The sequence below is a fragment of the Glycomyces paridis genome, assembly GCF_004912155.1.
Classification (GTDB): domain Bacteria; phylum Actinomycetota; class Actinomycetes; order Mycobacteriales; family Micromonosporaceae; genus Glycomyces; species Glycomyces paridis.
This window is the reverse complement of the sequence record NZ_STGX01000012.1, coordinates 97580-119153: the sequence shown is the minus strand read 5'-3', so window position 1 is coordinate 119153 and position 21574 is coordinate 97580. Positions and strand designations below refer to the sequence as shown.

General features: G+C 71.0%; 22 protein-coding genes. 8 read left to right on the top strand and 14 right to left on the bottom strand.

Going from position 1 to position 21574, the window contains the following annotated elements; all coding sequences use genetic code 11:
* Window positions 1-7: 7 nt before the first annotated feature.
* The 3 genes from E9998_RS16515 to E9998_RS16500 form a co-directional block, all read right to left on the bottom strand.
* Window positions 8-544, bottom strand: a complete 537-nt coding sequence (locus E9998_RS16515; RefSeq protein ID WP_136530795.1) for a hypothetical protein — start codon at window positions 542-544, stop codon at window positions 8-10.
* Between the two features lie 378 nt (window positions 545-922).
* Entirely contained in the window at window positions 923-1339 is a 417-nt protein-coding gene (locus E9998_RS16505) for a DUF6220 domain-containing protein (protein WP_136530793.1), read from the bottom strand.
* Window positions 1332-2351: a carboxymuconolactone decarboxylase family protein gene (locus E9998_RS16500; protein WP_136530792.1), complete on the bottom strand. Its 1020-nt coding sequence runs from the start codon at window positions 2349-2351 to the stop codon at window positions 1332-1334. The genes E9998_RS16505 and E9998_RS16500 overlap by 8 nt, the downstream gene beginning before the upstream one ends.
* Window positions 2352-2568: 217 nt before the next feature.
* Between E9998_RS16500 and E9998_RS16495 the strand changes: the two genes are divergently transcribed.
* Window positions 2569-3762, top strand: coding sequence for a sensor histidine kinase (locus E9998_RS16495; RefSeq protein WP_136530791.1), 1194 nt, complete (start codon window positions 2569-2571; stop codon window positions 3760-3762).
* The gene (locus E9998_RS16490; RefSeq protein ID WP_136530790.1) at window positions 3759-4421 is read left to right on the top strand and encodes a response regulator; all 663 of its coding nucleotides are present in this window, start codon (window positions 3759-3761) and stop codon (window positions 4419-4421) included. Before E9998_RS16495 ends, E9998_RS16490 begins: the two co-directional genes overlap by 4 nt.
* 10 nt (window positions 4422-4431) lie before the next feature.
* Here the strand turns inward: E9998_RS16490 and E9998_RS16485 are convergent, their stop codons facing one another.
* The 5 genes from E9998_RS16485 to E9998_RS16465 form a co-directional block, all read right to left on the bottom strand.
* The gene (locus tag E9998_RS16485) at window positions 4432-5292 is read right to left on the bottom strand and encodes a YihY/virulence factor BrkB family protein (RefSeq protein ID WP_136530789.1); all 861 of its coding nucleotides are present in this window, start codon (window positions 5290-5292) and stop codon (window positions 4432-4434) included.
* 113 nt (window positions 5293-5405) lie between these two features.
* Window positions 5406-5837, bottom strand: a complete 432-nt coding sequence (locus tag E9998_RS16480) for a DUF7144 family membrane protein (protein ID WP_136530788.1) — start codon at window positions 5835-5837, stop codon at window positions 5406-5408.
* A 97-nt stretch (window positions 5838-5934) separates the two neighbouring features.
* Window positions 5935-6525: an anthranilate synthase component II gene (locus E9998_RS16475; RefSeq protein WP_136530787.1), complete on the bottom strand. Its 591-nt coding sequence runs from the start codon at window positions 6523-6525 to the stop codon at window positions 5935-5937.
* A gap of 29 nt (window positions 6526-6554) precedes the next feature.
* On the bottom strand, window positions 6555-6851 hold the full coding sequence (locus E9998_RS16470; protein ID WP_136530786.1) for a hypothetical protein: 297 nt from the start codon (window positions 6849-6851) through the stop codon (window positions 6555-6557).
* Between the two features lies 1 nt (window position 6852).
* Window positions 6853-8031, bottom strand: coding sequence for a class E sortase (locus E9998_RS16465; RefSeq protein ID WP_136530785.1), 1179 nt, complete (start codon window positions 8029-8031; stop codon window positions 6853-6855).
* 343 nt (window positions 8032-8374) lie between these two features.
* Here E9998_RS16465 and E9998_RS16460 point away from each other — a divergent pair, with 343 nt between their 5' ends.
* A complete protein-coding gene (locus E9998_RS16460; RefSeq protein ID WP_136530784.1) occupies window positions 8375-8638 on the top strand; it encodes a cell division protein CrgA in 264 nt (87 codons plus the stop codon).
* Between the two features lie 124 nt (window positions 8639-8762).
* Here the strand turns inward: E9998_RS16460 and E9998_RS16455 are convergent, their stop codons facing one another.
* A complete protein-coding gene (locus E9998_RS16455; RefSeq protein ID WP_136530783.1) occupies window positions 8763-9920 on the bottom strand; it encodes a thiolase family protein in 1158 nt (385 codons plus the stop codon).
* On the bottom strand, window positions 9913-10431 hold the full coding sequence (locus E9998_RS16450; protein ID WP_136530782.1) for a YbhB/YbcL family Raf kinase inhibitor-like protein: 519 nt from the start codon (window positions 10429-10431) through the stop codon (window positions 9913-9915). The genes E9998_RS16455 and E9998_RS16450 overlap by 8 nt, the downstream gene beginning before the upstream one ends.
* Before the next feature lie 279 nt (window positions 10432-10710).
* Between E9998_RS16450 and E9998_RS16445 the strand changes: the two genes are divergently transcribed.
* Window positions 10711-11805 (top strand): aminotransferase-like domain-containing protein, encoded by a 1095-nt coding sequence (locus E9998_RS16445; protein WP_136530781.1) that lies wholly within the window; start codon window positions 10711-10713, stop codon window positions 11803-11805.
* Between the two features lie 395 nt (window positions 11806-12200).
* Here the strand turns inward: E9998_RS16445 and E9998_RS16440 are convergent, their stop codons facing one another.
* Entirely contained in the window at window positions 12201-12563 is a 363-nt protein-coding gene (locus E9998_RS16440) for a hypothetical protein (protein ID WP_136530780.1), read from the bottom strand.
* Between the two features lie 116 nt (window positions 12564-12679).
* Between E9998_RS16440 and E9998_RS16435 the strand changes: the two genes are divergently transcribed.
* On the top strand, window positions 12680-13192 hold the full coding sequence (locus tag E9998_RS16435; RefSeq protein ID WP_136530779.1) for a peptidylprolyl isomerase: 513 nt from the start codon (window positions 12680-12682) through the stop codon (window positions 13190-13192).
* An 11-nt stretch (window positions 13193-13203) separates the two neighbouring features.
* Window positions 13204-14166 (top strand): rhomboid family intramembrane serine protease, encoded by a 963-nt coding sequence (locus tag E9998_RS16425; protein WP_158299842.1) that lies wholly within the window; start codon window positions 13204-13206, stop codon window positions 14164-14166.
* Between the two features lie 242 nt (window positions 14167-14408).
* Here E9998_RS16425 and mobA read toward each other — a convergent pair whose 3' ends face one another.
* The 3 genes from mobA to E9998_RS16410 all read right to left on the bottom strand — a co-directional run bounded on the left by mobA (window position 14409) and on the right by E9998_RS16410 (window position 16904).
* Window positions 14409-15017, bottom strand: a complete 609-nt coding sequence (gene mobA / locus E9998_RS16420; protein WP_136530777.1) for a molybdenum cofactor guanylyltransferase — start codon at window positions 15015-15017, stop codon at window positions 14409-14411.
* 236 nt (window positions 15018-15253) lie between these two features.
* Complete coding sequence (locus E9998_RS16415; protein WP_136530776.1) at window positions 15254-16354, bottom strand: DUF4192 domain-containing protein; 1101 nt, start codon at window positions 16352-16354, stop codon at window positions 15254-15256.
* Window positions 16355-16505: 151 nt separating this feature from the next.
* Entirely contained in the window at window positions 16506-16904 is a 399-nt protein-coding gene (locus E9998_RS16410; protein ID WP_136530775.1) for a hypothetical protein, read from the bottom strand.
* A 131-nt stretch (window positions 16905-17035) separates the two neighbouring features.
* Here E9998_RS16410 and E9998_RS16405 point away from each other — a divergent pair, with 131 nt between their 5' ends.
* Window positions 17036-17902 carry a helix-turn-helix domain-containing protein gene (locus tag E9998_RS16405; protein WP_204745486.1) on the top strand — a complete coding sequence of 289 codons (867 nt, stop codon included), beginning with the start codon at window positions 17036-17038 and terminating at the stop codon, window positions 17900-17902.
* 109 nt (window positions 17903-18011) lie between these two features.
* Complete coding sequence (gene dnaE, locus E9998_RS16400; protein WP_136530774.1) at window positions 18012-21554, top strand: DNA polymerase III subunit alpha; 3543 nt, start codon at window positions 18012-18014, stop codon at window positions 21552-21554.
* The last annotated feature ends 20 nt before the right edge of the window (window positions 21555-21574 follow it).

Below are 21574 nucleotides of genomic sequence, written 5' to 3'. Positions count from 1 at the left end.
CGGAGTGTCAGGCCACCGCCGCCACGAGCGCTTCCTGGTCGGCCTGCGGGAGCCGTCGCTGGAGGCGCCGGGCGCGGAGGGTCGCGTCGGCGACCTCGCAGATCCGGGCGATCTCGACGTCGGCCGGCGAGAGTGCGGCGAGGCCGTTCGCCACCAGCCACATGGACACTTCGGCCCACGAGTACAGGCTCACCCGTGGCCGCGGCACCCGCGGCTCGGGGAAGTCGCCGGGGCCGCGTCGGCTGGTGACCCAGTGGTCGACGGCGCCGACCGTCCGACCGGTGCGCTCGGCGATCTCCTTCAAGGAGACGTAGTCCTCGGAGACGCCGAGGGGCTCGACCCCCGCTCGGCGTCCCTGCCGAATCGCGGAGACGACCGCCTGGAGCGCTGACGGCGCTTCGCGGTCGAAGAACGCCGACCCTTCCCCGCCCGTTTCCGGATCGAGGCCGATCACGGCGTCGTCCCAGCCGACCTCGTAGAGCGCGTCGATGACGTGCTCGCCGGGCGGCGCGGAGAAATGCAGCTCGAACGCGTAGACAGTCACTGTCTCAGGTTCCCTTCTCAGTATCGGCCTGCAAACCGTGGGGACATTGATCTGCGAGTTTCCGAAGGCGCTTCGCATGGGATTCGGGAGAGCGAGGCGTCGATGCGATCGAGTACGGATTGCATCCGCCTTCGCCACCAGGGCAGTACGCCCGGCCCCATGCGTGCCCGCCGGGTACTCGGATCTTCCAGCCTCTCGCCTCCATGTCCTCGATTGCCGCGCGTATGTGCTTGTTGGGATGTCTCGGCATGTATCTATAACACTACAGTTTGCGGAGCATGCTCGGCAACGACACGCCGACCCCGGAAGAGTGATGTGTCACGAAAACGGGCCCGCGGCCGGGTGCGCCGCGGGCCCGGGGGTTCCCGGTTTCGAGTGCTAGGCGACCGCGGGTTCCGGGGTCGCCGGGGACGTGCGTTCGGCCAGGCGCTGCTTCGCGAGGCGGCCGGCGGCCTCGGCCAGGCCCATGATCATCAGGGCGTTGATCACGTGCAGGCCGAAGATGATCTGGCCCGGCAGCGTGCCCTGCACGCTCACCAGGACGATCACCGACTGGAGCACCACGAGGCCGAACACGCCCGCCGACATGCCCACGAGCTTCCCGCCCGAACGTGCCAGGGCCGCGAACAGGACCGCCAGCAGCGCGACCACCGCGATCACGCGGCCGTTCATGATGTGCAGGGCGTACGCCTCGTCCGGAGAACCCGAACCGCGCGCGCCGAACCCGGCCAGGAAGAACTGGACCCCGATCAGCACGTGCAGCAGGATCGTCCAGACCCGAAAGAACCTAAGCATCGACATTCCTCGTCTCGATCTCATCTTGGACGGCGTCGACAGCGGTCATCGCGCCGTACGTCAACAGGTGCACCACGCAGTGGTCGGTGAACACGTCCCCGCGCCACTCCTCCACGTCCGACTCGCTCACCGCCGCCGGCGCCAGCGCCGCCGACACCGCCAGCCACGCCCCCAGCGCCGCCTGCGACGGCAGGTCCCGCGCCCCCGACAGCGCCGGCGGCCACGCCCCGATCGCCGTCCCCGCCGCACCGACCGTCCGCGCCACCGCCTCCGCGGCCTGATCGCTCAGCAGCATCGACCCGTACGCGCCCATCGCCCGCACCGCCCCGTACGCCCGCCCCACCGGCGAACCCGCCGCCCACGACGGCTCCCGCACCACCACGTCCCGCGCCCAGTCCGGCCACGACTCCAGCAGCGCCAGGCTCGAACTCGGCGCCAGATCCGCCGCCACCGCACTCCGCACCAGCCGCGACGCCACCGACCGGCCCAGCCGCGTCGACGTCGCCGCACTCGGCGACTCGTTGTGCGCCAACGCCTTCACCAACCGCGTGATCAGCTCGAACACCAGCGCCGTCCCGATGAACCGCGGCGCCGCCTCCGCAGGGAACGGCCCCTCCGGGCCCGGCTCCAACGCCCAGTCGGCCAGCGCCGCCCACTCCCGCGGCGGCCGACCCGCCCGCACCGCCTCCGCCAGCGCCGACTCGCCCGCCGCATGCAGCATCAACGCGTGCGCATCAGTGCAGAACCGGCACTCGTTGCGCACCGCGATCACCGTCGCCACGACCTCCTTCGCCTTCCGCTCCTCCGGGCCGCCCACCAGCAGCGACTCCCGCAGCAGCGACCACACCGGCGCCAGCAGCTCCGGCGCGGGCGACAGCATCGTGATCGCCGAACCGATCACGCCCAACTCCGCCTTCACCTGCCGGTACACCTCGGCCACCAGGCCCTCGGCGTCCCTCGGGTCCACAGGCGTCACATGCCTGACGCCCGGACCGCCGCTCTTCACAGACATGGGGGTGCCCCTCCTCGAAACGGACTCCGCGACGGCCCACCGGCCGCCGCCACCCCTCCAGCCTCCCGGCCCCGCGGCCCTCCGTCGTCACCCCGACGCCGGTATTCACGACGGCGCCGAACGCAGCAGCCCGACCCCGCGCCTACACCCGCCGCCGTACACCCGCCCTGCACCGCGGGCCGACGCCGCCCGCCCCCCACCGACCTAGGATTGGCCCATGACGACGCCTCCCGACACCCGCCTCTCAGGCCGGCGCCTCGACCTCGTCGTCGCCGCACTCCTCCTCGTCGACGCCCTCGTACCCGGCATCGTCAAACTCGCCGACGGGCACTTCCCCTGGTACGGGTGGATCCTCCTCGCCGCCGCCCCCCTCGTCTTCCCCCTCTGGCGCCGCCACCCCCGCGCCGTCATGTTCGTCAGCGTCACCGCGCTCGTCGCCACCGTGCACCTCGAACTCGGCCCCCTCACCTGGATCCCCGCGTTCGTCGCCATCGCCCTCTCCATGTACTCCGGGCACCGGCGGCTCACCATCCTCACCGTCGTCGTCCTCTCCTGCTTCGTCGCCTGGGGCAACTGGCAGAACGCCCAGTTCCAGATCACCGGCGACATGATCCAGCGCTCCCTCCTCGTCATCGGCTGGCTCCACGTCGCCCTCATCTCCGGTGAGACACGCCGCCAACGGGACGCCTACATGGCCGAAGCCGAGCACACCCGCGAAGAGGCCGTCAAACGCAAGGCCGCCGACGAACGCGTCCGCATCGCCCGCGAACTCCACGACTCCCTCACCCACTCCATCTCCGTCATCCGCGTCCAAGCCGGCGTCGCCCTCCACCTCGCCCGCAAACGCGGCGAAACGCCCCCGCCCGCCCTCGTCGCTGTCGAAGAGGCCGCCAAAGACGCCACCCGCGAACTGCGCGAAACCCTCACCATGCTCCGCGACGACGACGGCCACCGCCTCTCCCGCATCACCGCCCTCGCCGACCGCTATCGCGACCTCGGCTTCGACATCGAACTCGACTGCACCATCGACCACCCCGCCATCGACCGCGCGACCGGCGACACCGAAGCCGCCCCCATCGACCGCGAAGTCGACCACGCCGCCTACCGCATCGTCCAAGAAGCCCTCACCAACGCCGTCCGCCACTCCACCGGCGACCGCATCCGCGTCACCCTCACCCGCCGCGAACAATCACTCCTCATCGACATCACCGACAACGGCACCCCCACCGACGCCGTCCCCGGCCGCGGCCTCACCGGCATGCGCGAACGCGTCGACGCCCTCGGCGGCACCCTCCACACCGGACCCGGCGACCACGGCTTCACCGTCCGCGCCGAAATCCCCGACCCCGAACCCCGCATCCCCGCCCAGACCGCCCCCGCCGTCACCACCGCACCGGAGCCCGCCGCATGATCCGCGTCCTCCTCGCCGACGACCAGCCCCTCATGCGCGGCGGCTTCCGCGCCCTCATCGACGCCGAAGACGACATGACCGTCGTCGCCGAAGCCGCCGACGGCCCCACCGCCGTCCGCCTCGCCGCCCAACACCACCCCGACGTCGCCCTCCTCGACGTCGAAATGCCCGGCGGCGACGGCATCACCGCCGTCCGCGCCATCGCCGCCGACGACCGCCTCACCGCCCTCCGCGTCGTCATGCTCACCAACTACTCCTTCGACGCCTACGTCTTCGACGCCCTCCGCGCCGGCGCCGCCGGATACCTCGTCAAAGACACCGAACCCGAAGAACTCCTCCGCTGCGTCCGCGCCGCCGCAGCCGGAGAAACCCTCCTCTCACCCCAGATCGCCGCCAAACTCGTCGCCGAATACGTCGCCCACCCGCCCACCCGCCTCGCCGGCCAGATCGACGGCCTCACCACCCGCGAAACCGAGATCGTCGCCCTCGTCGCCCGCGGCCTCACCAACGGCGAGATCGCCGACCGCCTCTACATCAGCCCCGCCACCGCCAAGACCCACGTCCACCGCGCCATGATGAAACTCGCCGTCCGCGACCGCGCCGGCCTCGTCGTCTTCGCCTACGAATCCGGCCTCGTACAACCCAAGGGCACCAACTGAACCCCCAAGATCACGACGCCCCGTCGACCGGCTCCGCGTCCGCTTCGCCGCCCTCGCGCGGGGCGGGATCGGCGCTGGCGTTGTACTCCGAGCCGAAGAGCAGGGCCGCGTTGGTGATCCACAGCCACACGAGGAAGACGATCACGCCGCCGAGCGCGCCGTACGTCTTGTCGTAGTTCCCGAACGCGGACGCGTACAGCGCGAACCCGGCCGAGGCCGCGAGCCACAGCACGACCGCGAGCGCCGCCCCCGGCGCGCGCTCGCGAAACCGCGACCGCTTCGCGGGGGCCAGCCAGTACAGCAGCGCGACGATCACGACCACCAGGACGACGATCACGGGCCAGCGCACCCACGACCACACCGTCGTCGCGGTCCCGCCCGCGCCGACGGCGCCGCCGATCGCGCGGACCACGGCCCCGCCTGAGGCCGCGACCACCGCGCACACGGCCGTCAGGGCGCCGACGACGACGGTGAGCACGACCCGGACGATGAGGACGGTCCACCATTTCCGCGTCTCGGCGGTCCCGTAGACCTCGTTCTGCGCGCGGGAGAACGCCGCCACGTAGTTCGAGGCCGCCCACAGTGCTCCGACCAGGCCGACCAGAGCCAGGAAGCCGGCGGCGCGCGGGTTGACCTGGAGTCCGGCCACCGCGTCCTCGATGATCGACATGCCTTCGGCGGGGGCGAGGGACGCGATCCCGTCGAGCAGCGCCTCGGTCGCGTCCGGGTTCAACATGCCGATGATCGAGGTGCCGACCAGCAGTGCGGGGAACAGCGACAGCACCGAGTAGTAGGTGAGCGCCGCCGCGGCGTCCGCCCTGTGCTCGGCGCCGTAGCGTTTGCCGGCCTGGACCAGCGACCGTCCGCCCATCTCCCAACCGTGCCAGGCGGCGGCCGCGAACGGGTCCGATCGGGCGAACCTTCTCCCGCCCTGGGTCAGCGGCGCGCGGCGGTCGCGTCCGATGTGGCGGGACGCGACGCGGGTCAGACCGTGAAGCCCCCGTCGCGGCGCGGGCGCGGCGCGGTGGCGAGCGCCCAGATGAGGGCCGTGTCGGCGAGGATGGCGAGCGTCGCCCACACCGGGTACTGCGGGGCGAGGAAGCACTGGCTCATGCCCGAGACCGCGGCGACCAGCAGCGCGGGCCAGTCGCGGCGGCGCAGGAGCGCGAAGCGCGGGCCGCGCGCGAGCCGGGCGGCGCCGAGCGCGAGCGCGACGAGGCCGACCGAGAGGTTCGCCCAGCCCCAGCCGGTGTCCTCGGCCTGGTACCAGTAGCCGCCGCCGGAGAAGACGAAGACGTCGCCGCAGGCGATCGCGATGCCGATGCCAACCTGCCAGGCGCCGACCGCGAGCAGCAGGACCGCGACGAGCACGGCGCCGCCCGTCCTGCGGGGAGGATCCCAGCCCTCGCGATTCATGCGGTCTCCAGTGGTGCCCGTCGGCGCTTGCGTGCGCTCACATCCTAGGCGAGGTCCCTGAGCCGCCCGAAGGTTCCGTTTCCGCGGCCGCGGCCCGTCACGGACTCCCGTGCGATTCGACGCGGCGCAGCCAGTTCGCGAGCAGGGCGCTGCCGTCCTCGGTGAGGATCGACTCGGGGTGGAACTGCACGCCCTCCACGTCGACCTCGCGGTGGCGCAGGCCCATGACCGTCCCGTCCTCGCTCGTGGCGCTCACCGCGAGCGGCGCCCGCACGCTCGCCGGCTCGACCGCGAGGGAGTGGTAGCGGGTCGCGGTGAACGGGTTGGCCAGGCCCGCGAAGACGCCCGCGCCGTCGTGGCGGATCGGGGAGGTCTCGCCGTGGCGCAGCTCGGCGGCGCGCGAGACGGTCGCCCCCCAGTGCTCGGCGATCACCTGGTGGCCCAGGCACACGCCGAGGACGGGCACCTCGCCGGCGAAGCGGTCGAGCAGTTCGTGGCCGAGCCGGGCCTCGTCGGGCCGCCCGGGCCCGGGGGAGAGGAGCACGCCGACCGGGCGCATCCGCGCCGCCTCGTCGGCGTCGGTCCGGTCGGAGGCCCGCACTTCGACCTTCGCGCCGAGGGCGCGCAGATAGGACACGATGGTGTGGACGAACGAGTCGCGGAAGTCGACGACCAGGACGCTACCCATCAGCGACCGTCACCGCGTGCCACCGGCGCTCAATCCTCGGACTCCCCGTCGGGGGACTCGGCGGTCTGCCAGTCCTCGGGGTCGAAGCCGGTGCCCTGGCAGTCCACGCCGGGCGTGCACGTGGGCGACTCGGCGGGCTCGCCGTCCTCGGGCTGCTCGACGTTGACGCCGCCGGCGGGGTCCACATTGCTCCACGGCATGTGGGGGCGCACGGCGGGGAAGAGCACGAGCCACAGCAGCGCGACCGTGCCCGCGCCGAGCGCGAGCGAGCCGACGATCTTGCCGGGCAGGCCGAACGGCAGTTTGCTCCAGATCCACGCGTACACGTCAGACCTCCGGGTCGATGGCGGCTGGGGGCAGGTCGCCCTCGGGGTCGCGTTCGATGGTGTCCACCAGCTGGCTGTAGACGACGTAGCGCTCGTAGTTGTCCCACCGCGGGTGGCAGGTGAACAGGGTCAGCCAGTAGTCCTCGTCGCCGGGCTCCACCCCGGGCTGGTGGGGCACGGGCTCGGTGATGGTCACCTCGGTCTCGTTGACGACCTCGTGCTCCTGGACCTCGTAGACGTAGAAGAACTCCTTCGTCTCGATCACGACCTTGTCGCCGGCCTCCAGGGAGCGGATCTCGGAGAAGATCGCGGGCACGTTGTGGCCCGCGAGCGTGAAGTTGCCCTGCTCGCCGGGGTAGGCGCCGTCGAGGAAGCGGCCGGGCGCGTACTCGATGTCGGACGGCTCGGTGCCCTCCACGAGGGTCCAGGCCTCGGCGCGGATGTCGGGGGCCCACATGCGGGCGAAGGCGTCGCCGAGCTCGGGGATCGGCGCGCCGTCGACCGTCTCGCCCTCGACCTCGCCGTCCCAGATGGAGTCGAGGTCGGTCGAGAGGGTCTGCTGCTCGTTGTTGATCTCGGCGGAGACGCCGAAGACCTCGTAGCCGGCGTAGAGGAGGACGACCGCGCCGAGGGTGATGAGCGCTTCGCCCAGGCCGCGGACGGTGCCGCGCATGCCGCCGCCGTCGCCGCGGTGGCGCTTGACCGATCGCTTCTTGCGGGCCTCGCTGTCGGCGCCGGGAGGGGCCGGGACGGCGTCGTCGGCGGGGATGACCGGGAGGATCGCGGTGCCGTCGGGTTCGGGCACGAGCGGCGCGCGGGCGGCCCGGTTGAGGCCGGGCGGCCGCAGGGCGGTGGTCTCGTCGAAGTCCGGTCCGGACGGCGGCGGGGCGGCGGGGCGGGGGCCTGCGGGTTCGGGGGGCGGGGGCGGGGTGGCGCGTCCGGCGGCGCCCGGTTCGGGCGGGGAGGCGCGCGGCGGGGAGGTCGGCCGGGGCGGGGACGGCGGCGTCGCGCGTCCGGCCGCTCCCGGGTCGGGAGGCGGGACCTTCGCCTGGCCGCTCGGGGCGGGGCCGGGCGGACGGCCCGGCGGGGGGACGCCGGCGCGGCCGGGACCGGGCGGCGGGCCCTGCGGCGGGCGCGGCCGGGGCTCGTTCGCGAAGGGGGACCAGTCCTGATCGCTCACCTGGAACTTCGCCTCCGTCGTGCCGGTGTTCTCAACGCCTGCGTGATGTCGTAACCATAACGCGCGAGGCCATCCTAGGGTTGTCGCGCGAACGCGAGTATCAACCGAACGGGCAGGCGCGGGGCCTCGCATTCCGCTTCGCTCACGGGAGTGTCGGGCCGCCCGCGCCGCGGCCCGCCGAACCCGTTCCCGCCGAGGGCTTCCGGCGGTGGCGCGGCCGCCGCGCGCGAGCGCTTCGGCAGCTCACTCCCGAGGTGTGAGCTACGCTATGCCGCGCGGACGGCGCGTCACCGGCGGGCGGTACCCTGGAGGCCGGACATGTCCCTCAGTTGGAGAATCGTCGATGCCGAAGTCACGCGTGCGCAAGAAGAAGGTCTACTCAACCTCCGGCGGGAGCACGAGCTCGGCCTCGGGCGAGAGCTACGAGCCGAGCCCGATGTGGGTGCCGATCACCGCGGTGGTCCTCATCGTCCTCGGCATCGGCTGGCTGACGCTCTTCTACCTCTCCGGCATGGCCTACCCGGTCGCCGCTTGGGGCTACTGGAACCTGGCCGTCGGCTTCTCCTGCATGGTCGCGGCGCTCCTGGTCCTCTCGAAGTGGCGCTGAGACGAATCTGAGCGCGGCTCGCAACTGCTGTCCCGAAAACCTTGTCGGACCCCCGGAGTACTTTTAAACCAGGGGTCCCTTAGGCCGGATTTATCCGTATATTTCGTGATTCATCCGAGTTTGATCAGAGCAGTTCGAAGACCGTCGCGTTGGCCATGCCCCCGCCTTCGCACATGACCTGGAGACCACGCCCGGCACCGGTGTCCAGCATGTAGTGGAGCATCGTCGCGGCAAGGCGCGCGCCCGAAGCGCCCAGCGGGTGCCCGAGCGCGATCGCCCCGCCCCGCGGGTTCATGCGCTCCTCGTCCGCGCCGGTCTCGGCCAGCCACGCGAGCGGCACCGCAGCGAACGCCTCGTTCACCTCGAACACGTCGATCTCGTCGAGGTCGAGCCCGGTGCGCCGCAATATCCTCGCGGTCGCCGGGATCGGACCGTCGAGCATGAGCAACGGGTCGGAGCCGACGGTGCACGCCGCCGCGATCCGCGCCAGCGGCCGCACCCCGAGCCGGCGGGCGTGGACGTCGGTCGTGATCACCAGCGCCGCGGCCCCGTCCGAGATCTGCGAGGACGACCCTGCGGTCACCGACCCGTCCGCGGTGAACGCCGGCTTGAGCCCGGCGAGCCGCTCCATGCTCGTGTCCCGCCGGATGCCCTCGTCCGCAGCGACACCCGCGATCGGCGCGATCTCCGCCGCGAACGCCCCGCCATCGGACGCCGCCGCGGCCTTTTCGTGACTGGCCAGCGCGAACGCGTCCATGGCCTCCCGGCCGACCCCGTACCGGCCCGCGACCAGCTCGGCGGCCACGCCCTGGTTGAACGGCAGCGCCGCCTCGGCGTCCACGCTCGACGCGTACCGCTCGCGCACCCGCGGCCCGTACGGCTCGCCCGCGCCGGAACCGACGCTCGACCCCATCGGGACGCGGCTCATCGACTCGACGCCCCCGGCGACGATCACGTCGGCGTGCCCGGCCAGGACCGCGGCCGCCGCGAACGCGACCGCCTGCTGGCTCGAACCGCACTGGCGGTCGACCGTGGTGCCGGGGATCGTCTCGGGCCAGCCCGCGGCGAGGACCGCGTTGCGGGCGACGTTCCAGGACTGCTCGCCGACCTGCGAGACGCAGCCGAGCACGACGTCGTCGACGGCGTCGGGCCCGATCCCCGACCGTTGGAGCGCCGCGTTCATGGCGTGCGCGGCGAGGTCGACGGCGTGCACGCCCGCCAGGACGCCGCCCCTCCTGCCCAGCGGGGTGCGGGCGGCGGCGAGGACGACGGCCTCAGGCATTGCGGAACACTGGGGCGACGACGGCCCGCGCGATCGCGTTGAACGTCAGGTGGAAGGCGCCCACTGCCATCGAGGAGGACGCGTCGACCTCCACGGGGGCCGCGAGGGCGTGGACGGCGAACAGGTAGCGGTGCTCGGGGTCGCCCTGGGGCGGGGCGGCGCCCGCGTAGCCGATCGAGCCGGAGTCGTTGCGCAGCTGCACGCTCCCGGCGGGCGGGGCGGCCGCGGCGCCGGTCGCGAGCTCGGTGACCGATACGTCCAGGCCCAGGAGCATCCAGTGCCACCAGCCCGAGCCGGTGGGCGCGTCCGGGTCGAAGCAGGTGACGGCGAACGCGGCGGTCTCGGCGGGGAAGCCCGACCAGGCGAGGTGCGGCGACACGTCCTGCCCGGCGACCTGCGCGAGGTCGAGGGTCGCGCCGTCGGCCACGTCGTCGGAGACGACCGCGAACGACGGGAGCGGGGGAAGGAAATCGTAGGGCCAGGGGGCCCTGGTGCGGTCGAGCGACGTCATCGTCCTCCTCCTTCTGGGCCCGGCGGCGGCGCCCGGTCGAGCGCGACCGCCCGCGCGAGGCGGTGTCCGCCCGCGGGCCACGGTTGTCGAAAGCGTCGAACGGGCCTGCGGGCCCGCCGCCTCACCGTATCGCGGCGCGGCACCCGCGGGCCGCGCGGCGCGGCCCGGGCGGTGCCGGGAGGTGCCCGCCGCTGATCCGCGGTGCCGCGCGGTGAGGCCCGGCGTGAGCCCGGCCCCCACCGCTCGACGTCCGCCCTTTGGGCCGCTTACGCTGGTGTCATGCCGAACACCGACGTCATCTCTTTCTCCCGGGGCGCCCCGTCGCTCGACATCGTCGACACCGAGGGGCTCAAGGCCGCCGCCGTCGCCGCCATCGAGTCCGATCCGGCCGGGGTCACCGGCTACGGCACGTCCGTGGGCTACGGCCCGCTGCGCGAGTGGATCGCCGCCAAGCACGGCGTGACCCCCGCGAACGTGCTCATCACCAACGGCTCCATGCAGGCCGACGCGTTCCTGTTCGACGAGCTGGTCAAGCCCGACTCGCCGGTGATCGTCGAGCGCCCGAGCTACGACCGGACGCTCCTGGGCCTGCGCAACCGCCGCGGCGACCTCCACCCCGTGCGCGTCCAGGCCGACGGCCTCGACGTCGACGAGCTCGAAGGCCTGCTCAAGGGCGGTGTGCGGCCGACCCTCGCGCACATCATCCCGAACTTCCAGAACCCGGCGGGCGTGTCGCTCTCGGGCGAGAAGCGCGTGCGCCTGCTCCAGCTCGCCGCCGAGTACGAGTTCACGATCTTCGAGGACGACCCGTACTACGACATCCGCTTCCGCGGCGAGCAGCACCCGACGATGCTCGACCAGGACGGCGACAACCGCGTCGTGTACGCGTCCTCGTTCTCCAAGACGGTGTGCCCGGGCCTGCGGACCGGCTACCTCGTGGGCCCCGCCGCGCTCATCAAGACGATCGCCGAGGCGGCCACCAACACCTACATCGCGCCGAACATGTTCGCGCAGGCCACCATCTACCAGTTCGCCGCCTCCGGGGCGCTCGACCGCTCGATCGCGACCGTCAAGGCCGCGCTCGAAGAGCGGGTCGACCAGCTCTCGGCCTCGCTGCGCGCGCACCTGCCGAACGCCGAGTTCGTGGTGCCCGACGGCGGCTACTTCCTGTGGGTCGACCTCGGCGAGGGCGTCGACGGCGCGAAGGTCGTCGCCGCGGCGGCGGACGAGGGCGTCCAGGCCGTCAAGGGCACCGACTTCGTGCTCGAAGGCGGCGAGTCCTGCCTGCGGCTGGCCTACTCGGCCGTCAAGGCCGACCGGATCGACGAAGGCGTGCGCCGCCTCGCCCGAGCCGTGGAGGCCACCCGCGCCTGAACGCCGCACGTTCCGTGACCACTGCGAAACGGAACGTCGACAATGGATGGCGGTTATGCGACATGGCGTATAACCGCCATCGCACCGCCCTTCCCAGAACGCGAAAGGGGCGCGAGAATCGTTGCGTGACCGCGGCCAGGCCGCGGAAGATCCATGATCCCGCCCCCATTGGCGCCGGATCGGTGGACCCGCCCACTCCCCCCGAGGCGGGACACCGGTCCGGCGTTGCCCTTTCCGGCGAAGCCCTTGCACGCGAACAGGGGACCCGCGTCGCCGCGGACCCCCTGCATCGCGTTCCGCCGCCCCGCCGGCCGCATCGCGGCCGGAGGGCGACCCCGGGCCGGCGCTGACGCCGGCCCATGCCGCTCCACTTCGCTTCGCCGAAGCAGTCCCCGCTAGCGCGTGACGCTGTCGACCAGTTCCTCGGTGAGCGCCCGGTCGTCGAGGTTCGCCTCGTCGAGCAGCTCCTCCGCCAGGAGGGCCTCCCCGATCGACTCGGTCCGCTGCCGGTACCACAGGTAGAAGGCCGCGCCGCCGAGCGCGAGGCCCGCGCCGATCGCCCCCGCCACCCACGGCCACTTCGGCGCGGGCGGCTTCCTGAGCCCGACCTTGGCCAGGACGACGTTGACCTTCGGCGCCGCGGCTTCCCGCGTCCCCCGCGCCGCCGCGAACCCCGCGTTCTTGAGCGAGGTCACGCCCTGCTGGAAATGGTCCACGGCTTCCCGCGCGGGAGTCGTGGAATGTCGGCTGAAGCCCATAGTGAATGCCTCCTCTAGGTGCTTGACAGTCTCATCGTGCACCGGGGTGTGACACCGGTCGAGGGAAACGGGGGAGAAAGTTGGACGAACCTCGGCCGTCTGGCACCATTGACGCCATGACGAAGGCGACGCTGAAGACCAATGCAGGCGACATCACGATCGAGCTGCTCGACAACCACGCGCCCAAGACCGTGGCGAACTTCGTGGGCCTGGCCGAGGGCACGAGGGAATACAAGGACCCCGAGACCGGCGCTCCCGGCTCGGGCCCGTACTACGACGGTGTCATCTTCCACCGGGTCATCGACGGCTTCATGATCCAGGGCGGCGACCCGACCGGCACCGGCCGCGGCGGCCCCGGCTACAAGTTCGCCGACGAGTTCCACCCGGACCTCCACTTCGGCGAGCCCTACCTGCTCGCCATGGCGAACGCCGGCCCCGGCACCAACGGCTCCCAGTTCTTCATCACCCTGGGCCCGACGCCGCACTTGAACTTCAAGCACACCATCTTCGGCAAGGTCGCCGACGAGGACTCCAAGTCCGTCGTCGACCGGATCGGCAAGACCGCCACCGGTCCCATGGACCGCCCGGTCAACGACATCGTCATCGAGTCCGTCGTCATCGAGAAATAGACGACGCCCCGATGAGCGATGAGCAGTCTGCCCCGGTCTGCTATCGCCACCGGAATCGCCAGACCTACCTGAGCTGCTCCCGCTGCGGCAAACCGATCTGCGCCGATTGCAGAATCGACGCCCCGGTCGGCTTCCACTGCCCCGACTGCGTGGCAGAGGGCCGCCGAACGACGCGCCAAGCGCGCACGTCGTTCGGCGGCGTCGCCGGCGCGGGCTCGGCGGGCACGGTCACCAAGGCCCTCGTGGGCGCGAACATCGCGGTGTTCATCCTGGCGGCCCTCTCGACCGGGACCCTCGCCGGTCTCACCACCGCGGGCACCACGCCGCTGCACATGTTCGGCGCCGAGATCGGGTACCTTCCCGGCTACCAGCCCGGGTACCTGCAGGGATCGGCTATCTTCACGGACACCCATGCGATTTTCGATCTGTTCGGCAGGACGGTCACCGCGCCGTTCGTCGCCGCCGGTGGCTACTACCGCATGATCACGAGCATGTTCCTGCACTACGGGTTGATCCACTTGGGCTTCAACATGCTGGTGCTGTGGATGTTCGGCCGTGCGCTCGAACACGATCTCGGCCCGGCCCGGTTCTTCACCGTGTACATGCTGTCGGGCCTGACCGGATCGGTCGCGGTGTACTTCTTCTCGTACGACACGGCGACCGCCGGCGCCTCCGGCGCCGTCTACGGCCTGTTCGGTCTCCTGATCCTGGTCAACCGGAAGCTCAAACGCGACAACCGCAGCCTCTACATACTCATCGGCCTGAACCTTGCTCTGGGGTTCTTCCTTCCGGTCAGTTTCGCCGGCCACATTGGCGGCCTGGTAGGCGGCCTCATCTGCGGTGCGATCCTGACCTTCACGCCGCGCGAGCGGCGCGGCCTGCACTGGGTGGGCTTCGCCGTGCTTCTGGCGGCGCTCGCCGTTGCCACCTTCATCCAGACCGGAATCCTCGACAACCAGTACGACATCGTCTGACCCGGGGCCGCCGCCAGGTGGCCTCGGCACGGTGATTGTCGGCTTTCGTGGCTTCGTGGCTTCGTGGCTTCGTGGCTTCGCTGGCCCCGGGGGCCCTCCCCCCCGCCCCCCACCCACCCCTCCCCCTTGCCCACCCGCCCTTGCGTTGTTGTCGTGCATGGTGGCGATGGCCGTCGCTTGGGCGAGCGGCCGACGGTCTTCATTGACCGTCCTCGCGGATCGGTTGTGGCGATACCGCTGGTTCAGTCGGCGGCCCAGTGGCGGGCCTGTTCGAGGTCCTGCGGGGTGTCGCAGTCGAACCACGGGGGCGGACTCGGCCGGTCCCAGTTGACGGTTTCGACTTCGATCCCGGTGAACAGGTGCCGTGCGGGGGCGCCCGGTTCGATCGACTCCGCGTTCTGGCGGAGCGGCTTCGCCGGCCACAGGCCGCACAGCCACTGGCGTCGGCCCGCGTCATCGCAGTACACCGCGCCCGTGCCTGGAGCGGCGGCGCTCATGCGCCGGTGGAGCAGGCGCAGCGCCTCACCCGACAGGAAAGGCAGGTCGCCGCCGAGGACCGCCACCTGGTCGCAGCCGTCCGGCACCTGGAGCAGGCCGGCGGTCACCGACCGGGCCGGGCCCGAACCCGGCGGGTCCTCCAAAACCTGGAGCACCCCCTCGGGCAGGGGCGCGGCTTCGGCGGGCCGCGCGCCCACGACCACCCGCGCCACGGCGGACTCGGTCGCGGCCAGCATCCGTTCCAAGATCGTGGCACCGCCGACGACCAGTTCGCTCTTCGCGCAACCGGCGAACCGCCGCGCCTTGCCGCCGACCAGGAAGATCGCGGCGTAACCGCTCGGATGCTCAGCCATCTCCTCAGACTAGCCAGGACTCCTCCATCCCGGGGGTCGGCGTTCGGCGACCTTCGACCTCGCCATTGGCGGGTGCCTCTCGTGCGCATCGGTGACTCCTTCTGTCGGTTGCGTTCTCGATGGTGCGTGTTTGGTTCCGGGTGGTGAGTTCAGAATTTCGAGGTTCGAGGTTCGAGGTTCGAGGTTCGAGGTTCGAGTTGCTGGGTTGCTGGTGTGCGGTGCTTGGGTGGTTCTGGTCAGGTTGTGCCTCTGTTTCGCTCGGGTTCGGGGGAGGGTGCCTCTTTGTTCGCGTCGGGTTGCGGTGGTGTCCTATCGGGCTGGGTGGACTGGTTGGCCTTGTTTCGCTCGTCGGTCGGTGCGTCTTCCGTTTCCGCGGGCTCCCTGTCGGCGAAGCCGACCCTCGACAGGGCCGAGGGTGGGAAGCCTCGGTGCAGGGCCGCCCTGAGCATCAGCGCGAGCCGGAAGTTCGGGCTCGACCGCAGGGCGAGTTCGAAGCACTCGCCCGCCAGCACCCCGTTGCCGAAGCGGTAGGCGGCGAAGCCCGCCACCCCCGCGGCCGGAGCCACCAGGTCGTCGCCCATGTGCCGCGCGACCCAGATCCACAGGTCGATCCGGTTCCCCTCGTACTCGCCCGAGCTGATGCGCCGCAGCGCGTAGTCGCGGATGTCGGGGTCGCCGAGGGCGAGGCCCACCATGGCGATCTCGTCCGGGCCCGGCAGGGAGGGGACCGACATCCAGTGGTCGATCGCGTGGAGGTCGAGCGACCGCTGCGCCGCCCAGTCCAGATCGGCTTCGGCCGCGAGCGTTGCCGCGACCGCCTTTTCCACCGCCGCTCTGCGGCCGGGTGGCGCCGGGGCGAGCTGTTCGGTGATCCGCGACCGGTCCGACTCCGCGTACCCGCCCGCGACGGCGACCTCGCATGAGGCCGCCGAGCTCTCCGGCAGCGCCAGACCCTCCGGCGGGCAGCACGGCCTGTCGCAGATGAGGCTGAACCAGCGCCCCCGCGACACGCGGAGCTGGTCGATCGGGCGGATGCCGGCCGCGGTGAGTCGCGTCGCCGCGCGTTCGATCGAGGCCTCGGCGACCTCCTTGTCGCCGTAGGCGACGAGTACGCAATGGGTGCATTCGTTGATGCTCAGCTGCGCCGTCAGATCCGGCAGGTGCTCCAGGTGGTCGGCCGAACCCGGCAGGTCGACGCGGAAGGTGCACTGGAGTTCGCCGCCGATGAGTCCCACCACGACGAGGCTGTGATCAGGGTGGAAACCCAGCAGCAGCGGGATGGTGGTCAAGAGGTCGGTGGGGCCGTTGAGCCTGATTCTCGCTTCTATCATGTTCATAGGTCAACTGTCCGTCACATGTCCACTACCGGCAAGAAGTAATTTTTCGCCTGTGGATAACCGAATTCGACCTGTGGACAATGTTGTTCGGTTCGTGGTTGCGTGGTAAAGGGGCGGGCGCCGAGAGCGGCTCCGCCCCTCAGAGGATCGGTCAGGCGGTGAGCCGCTTGGCGCCCTGTGCTTCCAGCACCGCGAACAGCGCGACCAGCGCCGCGCCGCCCAGCAGCACCGCGTAGCCCAGTGCGGTCAGGTCGACGAGGCCGGTGAACGGCAGCGCCGCCAGCGCGACGGCGGCCGCGGCGTTGTTGGCGACCACCCCGATCACGTGGCCGCGCAGCGGCACCGGGTAGCCCGCGACCAGTGCGAGCGCGACCGCGCAGCCGAGGAGATACACGCCCAGCGGCACCGCCCAGGCCGGTTCGAGGCCCAGGAGGCGTTCGACGAGGACCGCGCCTGCGGTCATGAGCACGCCGAAGGCGGCGCAGGCCGCGGCGTCGAAACGCAGGAGGCTGCGCAGTCGCGTGTCGGGGGCAGCGGCGGTGGGGGTCATGGTTCCTCCCGGTCGGTTCGGTGCGGGACCTCGTGTCGCCGCATGCGGCCAATCCTGGGCCCGGCCGGTCCGGTCCGCAATGACCTCGGAGGTCATGGCCGCCGGACGCGCGGGTCGATACTGTTGCGGCCGTGAACGCACTGACCGGTCCCGCCCTGACGGCCTTCGGTTCGCTGCTGCGGCAGTGGCGCGGACGGCGTCGCCTCAGCCAGTTCGACCTGTCGGTCGAGTCGGGGGTCTCGGCCAGGCACCTGTCGCGCATCGAGACCGGTCGGGCCGAACCGAGCCGCCGGATGGTGGCGCGGCTCGCGGAGGTCCTGGACGTGCCGTTGCGCGAGCGGAACGCGTTGCTGGTCGCGGCCGGGTTCGCGCCGGAGTGGGCCGAGACCGACTACTGGGACGAGCGCCTCGCGCCGGCGCGGCGGGCGATCGCGATGATCCTCGAACACCACGAGCCCCTGCCGGCGGTCGTGACCGACCGGTTCGGGAACCTGCTCGACTTCAATGCAGGCTTGGGGGTGCTGCTCGACGAGGTCGACCCGGACCTGCTGCGCGGGCGGCCCAACCTCGCGACGGTCGCGCTGCACCCTAGGGGTTTGGGCCCGCGTCTGCGGAATTTCGAGGAGGTGCGGCGGTACTTCCTCGACCGGTTGCGGGCGCAGTTGGCGGTGGACGAGGACCCGGCCGTGTTCGCCTTGATCGAGGAGGTCCTGGCGCGGGAGGCGGTCGGGTCGGACGACGGCGGGTGGGACGGTTCGGCGCCGAGCCCGTTCGCGCTGCCGCTGCGGCTCGCCACCGCCTGGGGCGAGTTGTCGCTGTTCACGACGATCGCGACCTTCGGGGCGCCGCGGGACGTCACGGTCGCGGAGCTGGCCGTGGAGCTGTTCTTCCCGCTCGACGAGGCGACCTCGGCGGTGTTCGCGGCGGCCGCCGCGGGCGGTGAGGCGGGCGGCATTCCGGGCTCGGAGTCGGTGCGGCCCGCTCGGGCGGAGGACTAGTCTTGAGGGTCTGAACCGGGCTGTCCGCGACTGCGCCGCGGCTGTGCCGCATGAGCGCCGCGACAGGGCCCGACGGGGACATATTCACAGGTCAAAGCGGGAGCTAAGCGTGTCGAACCAGTACGTCCACCTGCACGTGCACACCGAGTACTCGATGCTCGACGGGGCCGCGAAGCTCAAACCCCTGTTCGCGGAGGCCGAGCGCCTGGGACAGCCCGCGATCGCCATGACCGACCACGGGAACATGTACGGCGGCTACGCCTTCTACCAGGAGGCGAAGAAGACTGGCGTCAAGCCGATCCTCGGCATCGAGGCGTACATCGCGCCGCAGGACCGGTTCCACAAGAAGCCCGTCTTCTGGGGCGAGCCGAGCCAGCGCGGCGACGACCTCTCCGGCGGCGGCTCCTACACGCACATGACGATGGTCGCGCGGAACTCCACGGGCCTGCGGAACCTCTTCAAGCTCTCCAGCGCCGCGTCCTTCGAGGGCTACTACTACAAGCCGCGCATGGACCGAGAGCTCATCGCGCAGAACGCCGAGGGGATCGTGGCGACCACCGGCTGCCCGTCCGGCGAGGTGCAGACCAGGTTCCGGCTCGGCCAGACGAAGGAGGCCTACCAGGCGGCCTCGGACTACCGGGACATCTTCGGGGCGGAGAACTTCTTCCTGGAGATCATGGACCACGACAACCAGATCGACATGCGCGTCAAGGACGAGCTGTACGAGATGAGCCGCAAGATGGGCCTGCGGCCGCTGGTCACCAACGACTCCCACTTCGTGACCGAGGACCAGAAGTCGACGCACGCGGCGCTGCTGTGCGTCCAGTCGGGTTCGACCCTGGACGACCCGAAGCGGTTCAAGTTCGACGGCGAGGGTTACTTCCTGCGGTCGGCGCAGCAGATGTACGGCATCAAGACCGACGACCTGTGGCAGGAGGGTTGCGCGAACACGCTGCTGGTCGCGGAGATGGTCGAGTCCTACGACGAGATCTTCGCCGTCCAGGACCGGATGCCGGTCATCGAGGTGCCCGAGGGGCACGACCAGGGGACGTGGCTGCGCGAGCAGGTCCGCGTCGGCCTCCAGGACCGCTTCCCGGGCCGGGAGGTCCCGGCGGATTACCTGGAGCGGGCCGCGCTGGAGCTCGACGTCATCATCACCGCCGGGTACCCGTCGTACTTCCTCGTCGTCGCCGACCTCATCTCGCACGCCCGGTCGATCGGGATCTACGTGGGTCCGGGCCGCGGTTCGGCGGCGGGTTCGCTCGTCGCGTACGCCATGCGGATCACGAACATCGACCCGATCGAGCACGGGCTGCTGTTCGAGCGGTTCCTCAACCCCGAGCGCGTCTCGATGCCCGACATCGACATCGACTTCGACGACCGCCGCCGCGGCGAGATGATCACGTACGCGACGGAGAAGTACGGGAAAGAGTACGTCGCGCAGGTCATCACGTTCGGCACGATCAAGACCAAGGCGGCGATCAAGGACGCGGCCCGCGTCCACCACGGTCAGCCCGGTTTCTCGATCGCCGAGCGGATCACGAAGGCGCTGCCGCCGCCGGTGGCGGCCAAGGACATCCCGCTGTCGGGGATCATGGATCCGGGCCATGACCGCTTCAAGGAGGCGGGCGAGGTCCGGAGCCTCATCGAGAACGACAACGAGGTCCGCCAGATCTTCGACACCGCGCTGGGTCTGGAGGGCCTGATCCGCAACGCGGGCGTCCACGCCTGCGCGGTCATCCTCTCCTCGCAGCCGCTGGCGGACTGCATCCCGATGTGGGCGAGGCCCGACGGGTCGATCATCACCGGGTGGGACTACCCGTCCTGCGAGGACATCGGCCTGCTCAAGATGGACTTCCTGGGTCTGCGGAACCTGACGGTGATCGGCGACGCGGTGGAGGCCGTCAAGGCCAACAAGGGCATCGACATCGACCTCGACACGCTGTCGACCGACGACCCGAAGGCGTACGAGCTGCTCGCGCGCGGCGACACGCTCGGGGTGTTCCAGCTTGACGGCACCGCAATGCGTGAGCTGCTGAAGCGGATGCGCCCCACCGAGTTCAACGACATCGTCGCGGTCCTGGCGCTGTACCGGCCCGGTCCGATGGAGGCGAACTCGCACAACAACTACGCCGACCGCAAGAACGCGCGGCAGCAGATCACCCCGATCCATCCCGAGCTCGCGGAGCCGCTGGAGGAGATCCTGGCCGAGACGTACGGCCTGATCGTCTACCAGGAGCAGATCATGAAGATCGCGCAGAAGGTCGCGGGCTTCACGATGGGCCAGGCCGACACGCTCCGCAAGGCCATGGGCAAGAAGCAGGTCGCGGTCCTGGAGAAGATGTTCGACTCCTTCGAGGCGGGGATGGTCGGCAACGGCTTCGGCAAGGAGTCGATCAAGACGCTGTGGGACATCATGCTCCCGTTCGCCGGGTACGCGTTCAACAAGTCGCACGCCGCGGGGTACGGGCTCGTGTCCTACTGGACGGCCTACCTGAAGGCGAACTACCCGGCCGAGTACATGGCCGCGCTGCTGACCTCCGTGGGCGACTCGAAGGACAAGTCGGCGGTGTACCTCTCGGAGTGCCGCAAGATGGGCATCACCGTCATGCCGCCGGACGTGAACGAGTCGCGGCACATGTTCCACCCGGTCGGGGAGGACATCCGCTTCGGCATGGGGGCGGTCCGCAACGTCGGCGCGAACGTCGTGGAGGGCATCATCGAGGCCCGGGAGGCGAAGGGCGCGTACGCGGACTTCAAGGACTTCCTCCAGAAGGTGCCGGCGCCGGTGTGCAACAAGCGCACCATCGAGTCGCTCATCAAGGCGGGCGCGTTCGACTCGCTCGGGCACGCGCGCCGCGGGCTCGCCGAGGTGCACGAGAAGGCGATCGACGCGATGGTCTCCATCAAGAAGGAGGAGGCGCGCGGCCAGTTCGACCTGTTCGGCGGGATGATGGCCGAGGCGACCGACACGCTCGGCGTGGACTTGACGATCGCCGACGACGAGTGGGACCGGCGCGACAAGCTCGGGTTCGAGCGGGAGATGCTCGGCCTGTACGTCTCCGACCACCCCCTCAACGGCTTCGAGCGGCTCCTGTCCTCGAACGCGGACCGGCCGGTGGCGGCGCTGCACGGCGAGGAGATCGCCGACGGCGCGAACGTGCGCGTGGCCGGCATCCTCCAGAACGTCGCCAAGCGGGTCACCAAGCAGGGCAAGCTGTGGGCGTCGGCGACCCTGGAGGACCTGGCCGGGTCGATCGAGGTCCGGTTCTTCCCCAACACGTACGAGCTCGTGTCCGAGTCGCTCGCGGACGACCTCGTGTGCTGCGTCAAGGGCAAGCTCGACCGGCGCGACGGCACCGCGCAGCTCATCGCGCAGGACCTCGCCGTCCTCGACACGTCGCGGGGCCCGGAGTCGAGTTCGGCGCCGGTCACGCTCGCGCTGCGGGCCGCGGCGGTCAACCCCGCGCTCATCGAGAAGCTCTCCGACACGTTCAAGACCCACCGCGGCGAGGCGCAGGTGCGCGTGCAGCTCGCCAACGGCCCCAAGACGACGCTGCTCGCCCTCGGTGACGCGTGGCGGGTGCGCCCGTCGGTCGAGCTGTCCGCCGACCTGAAGGCCCTGCTCGGCGCGGGAGCGGTCGTCGGCTAGACGCGACACGGCAGGGGCCC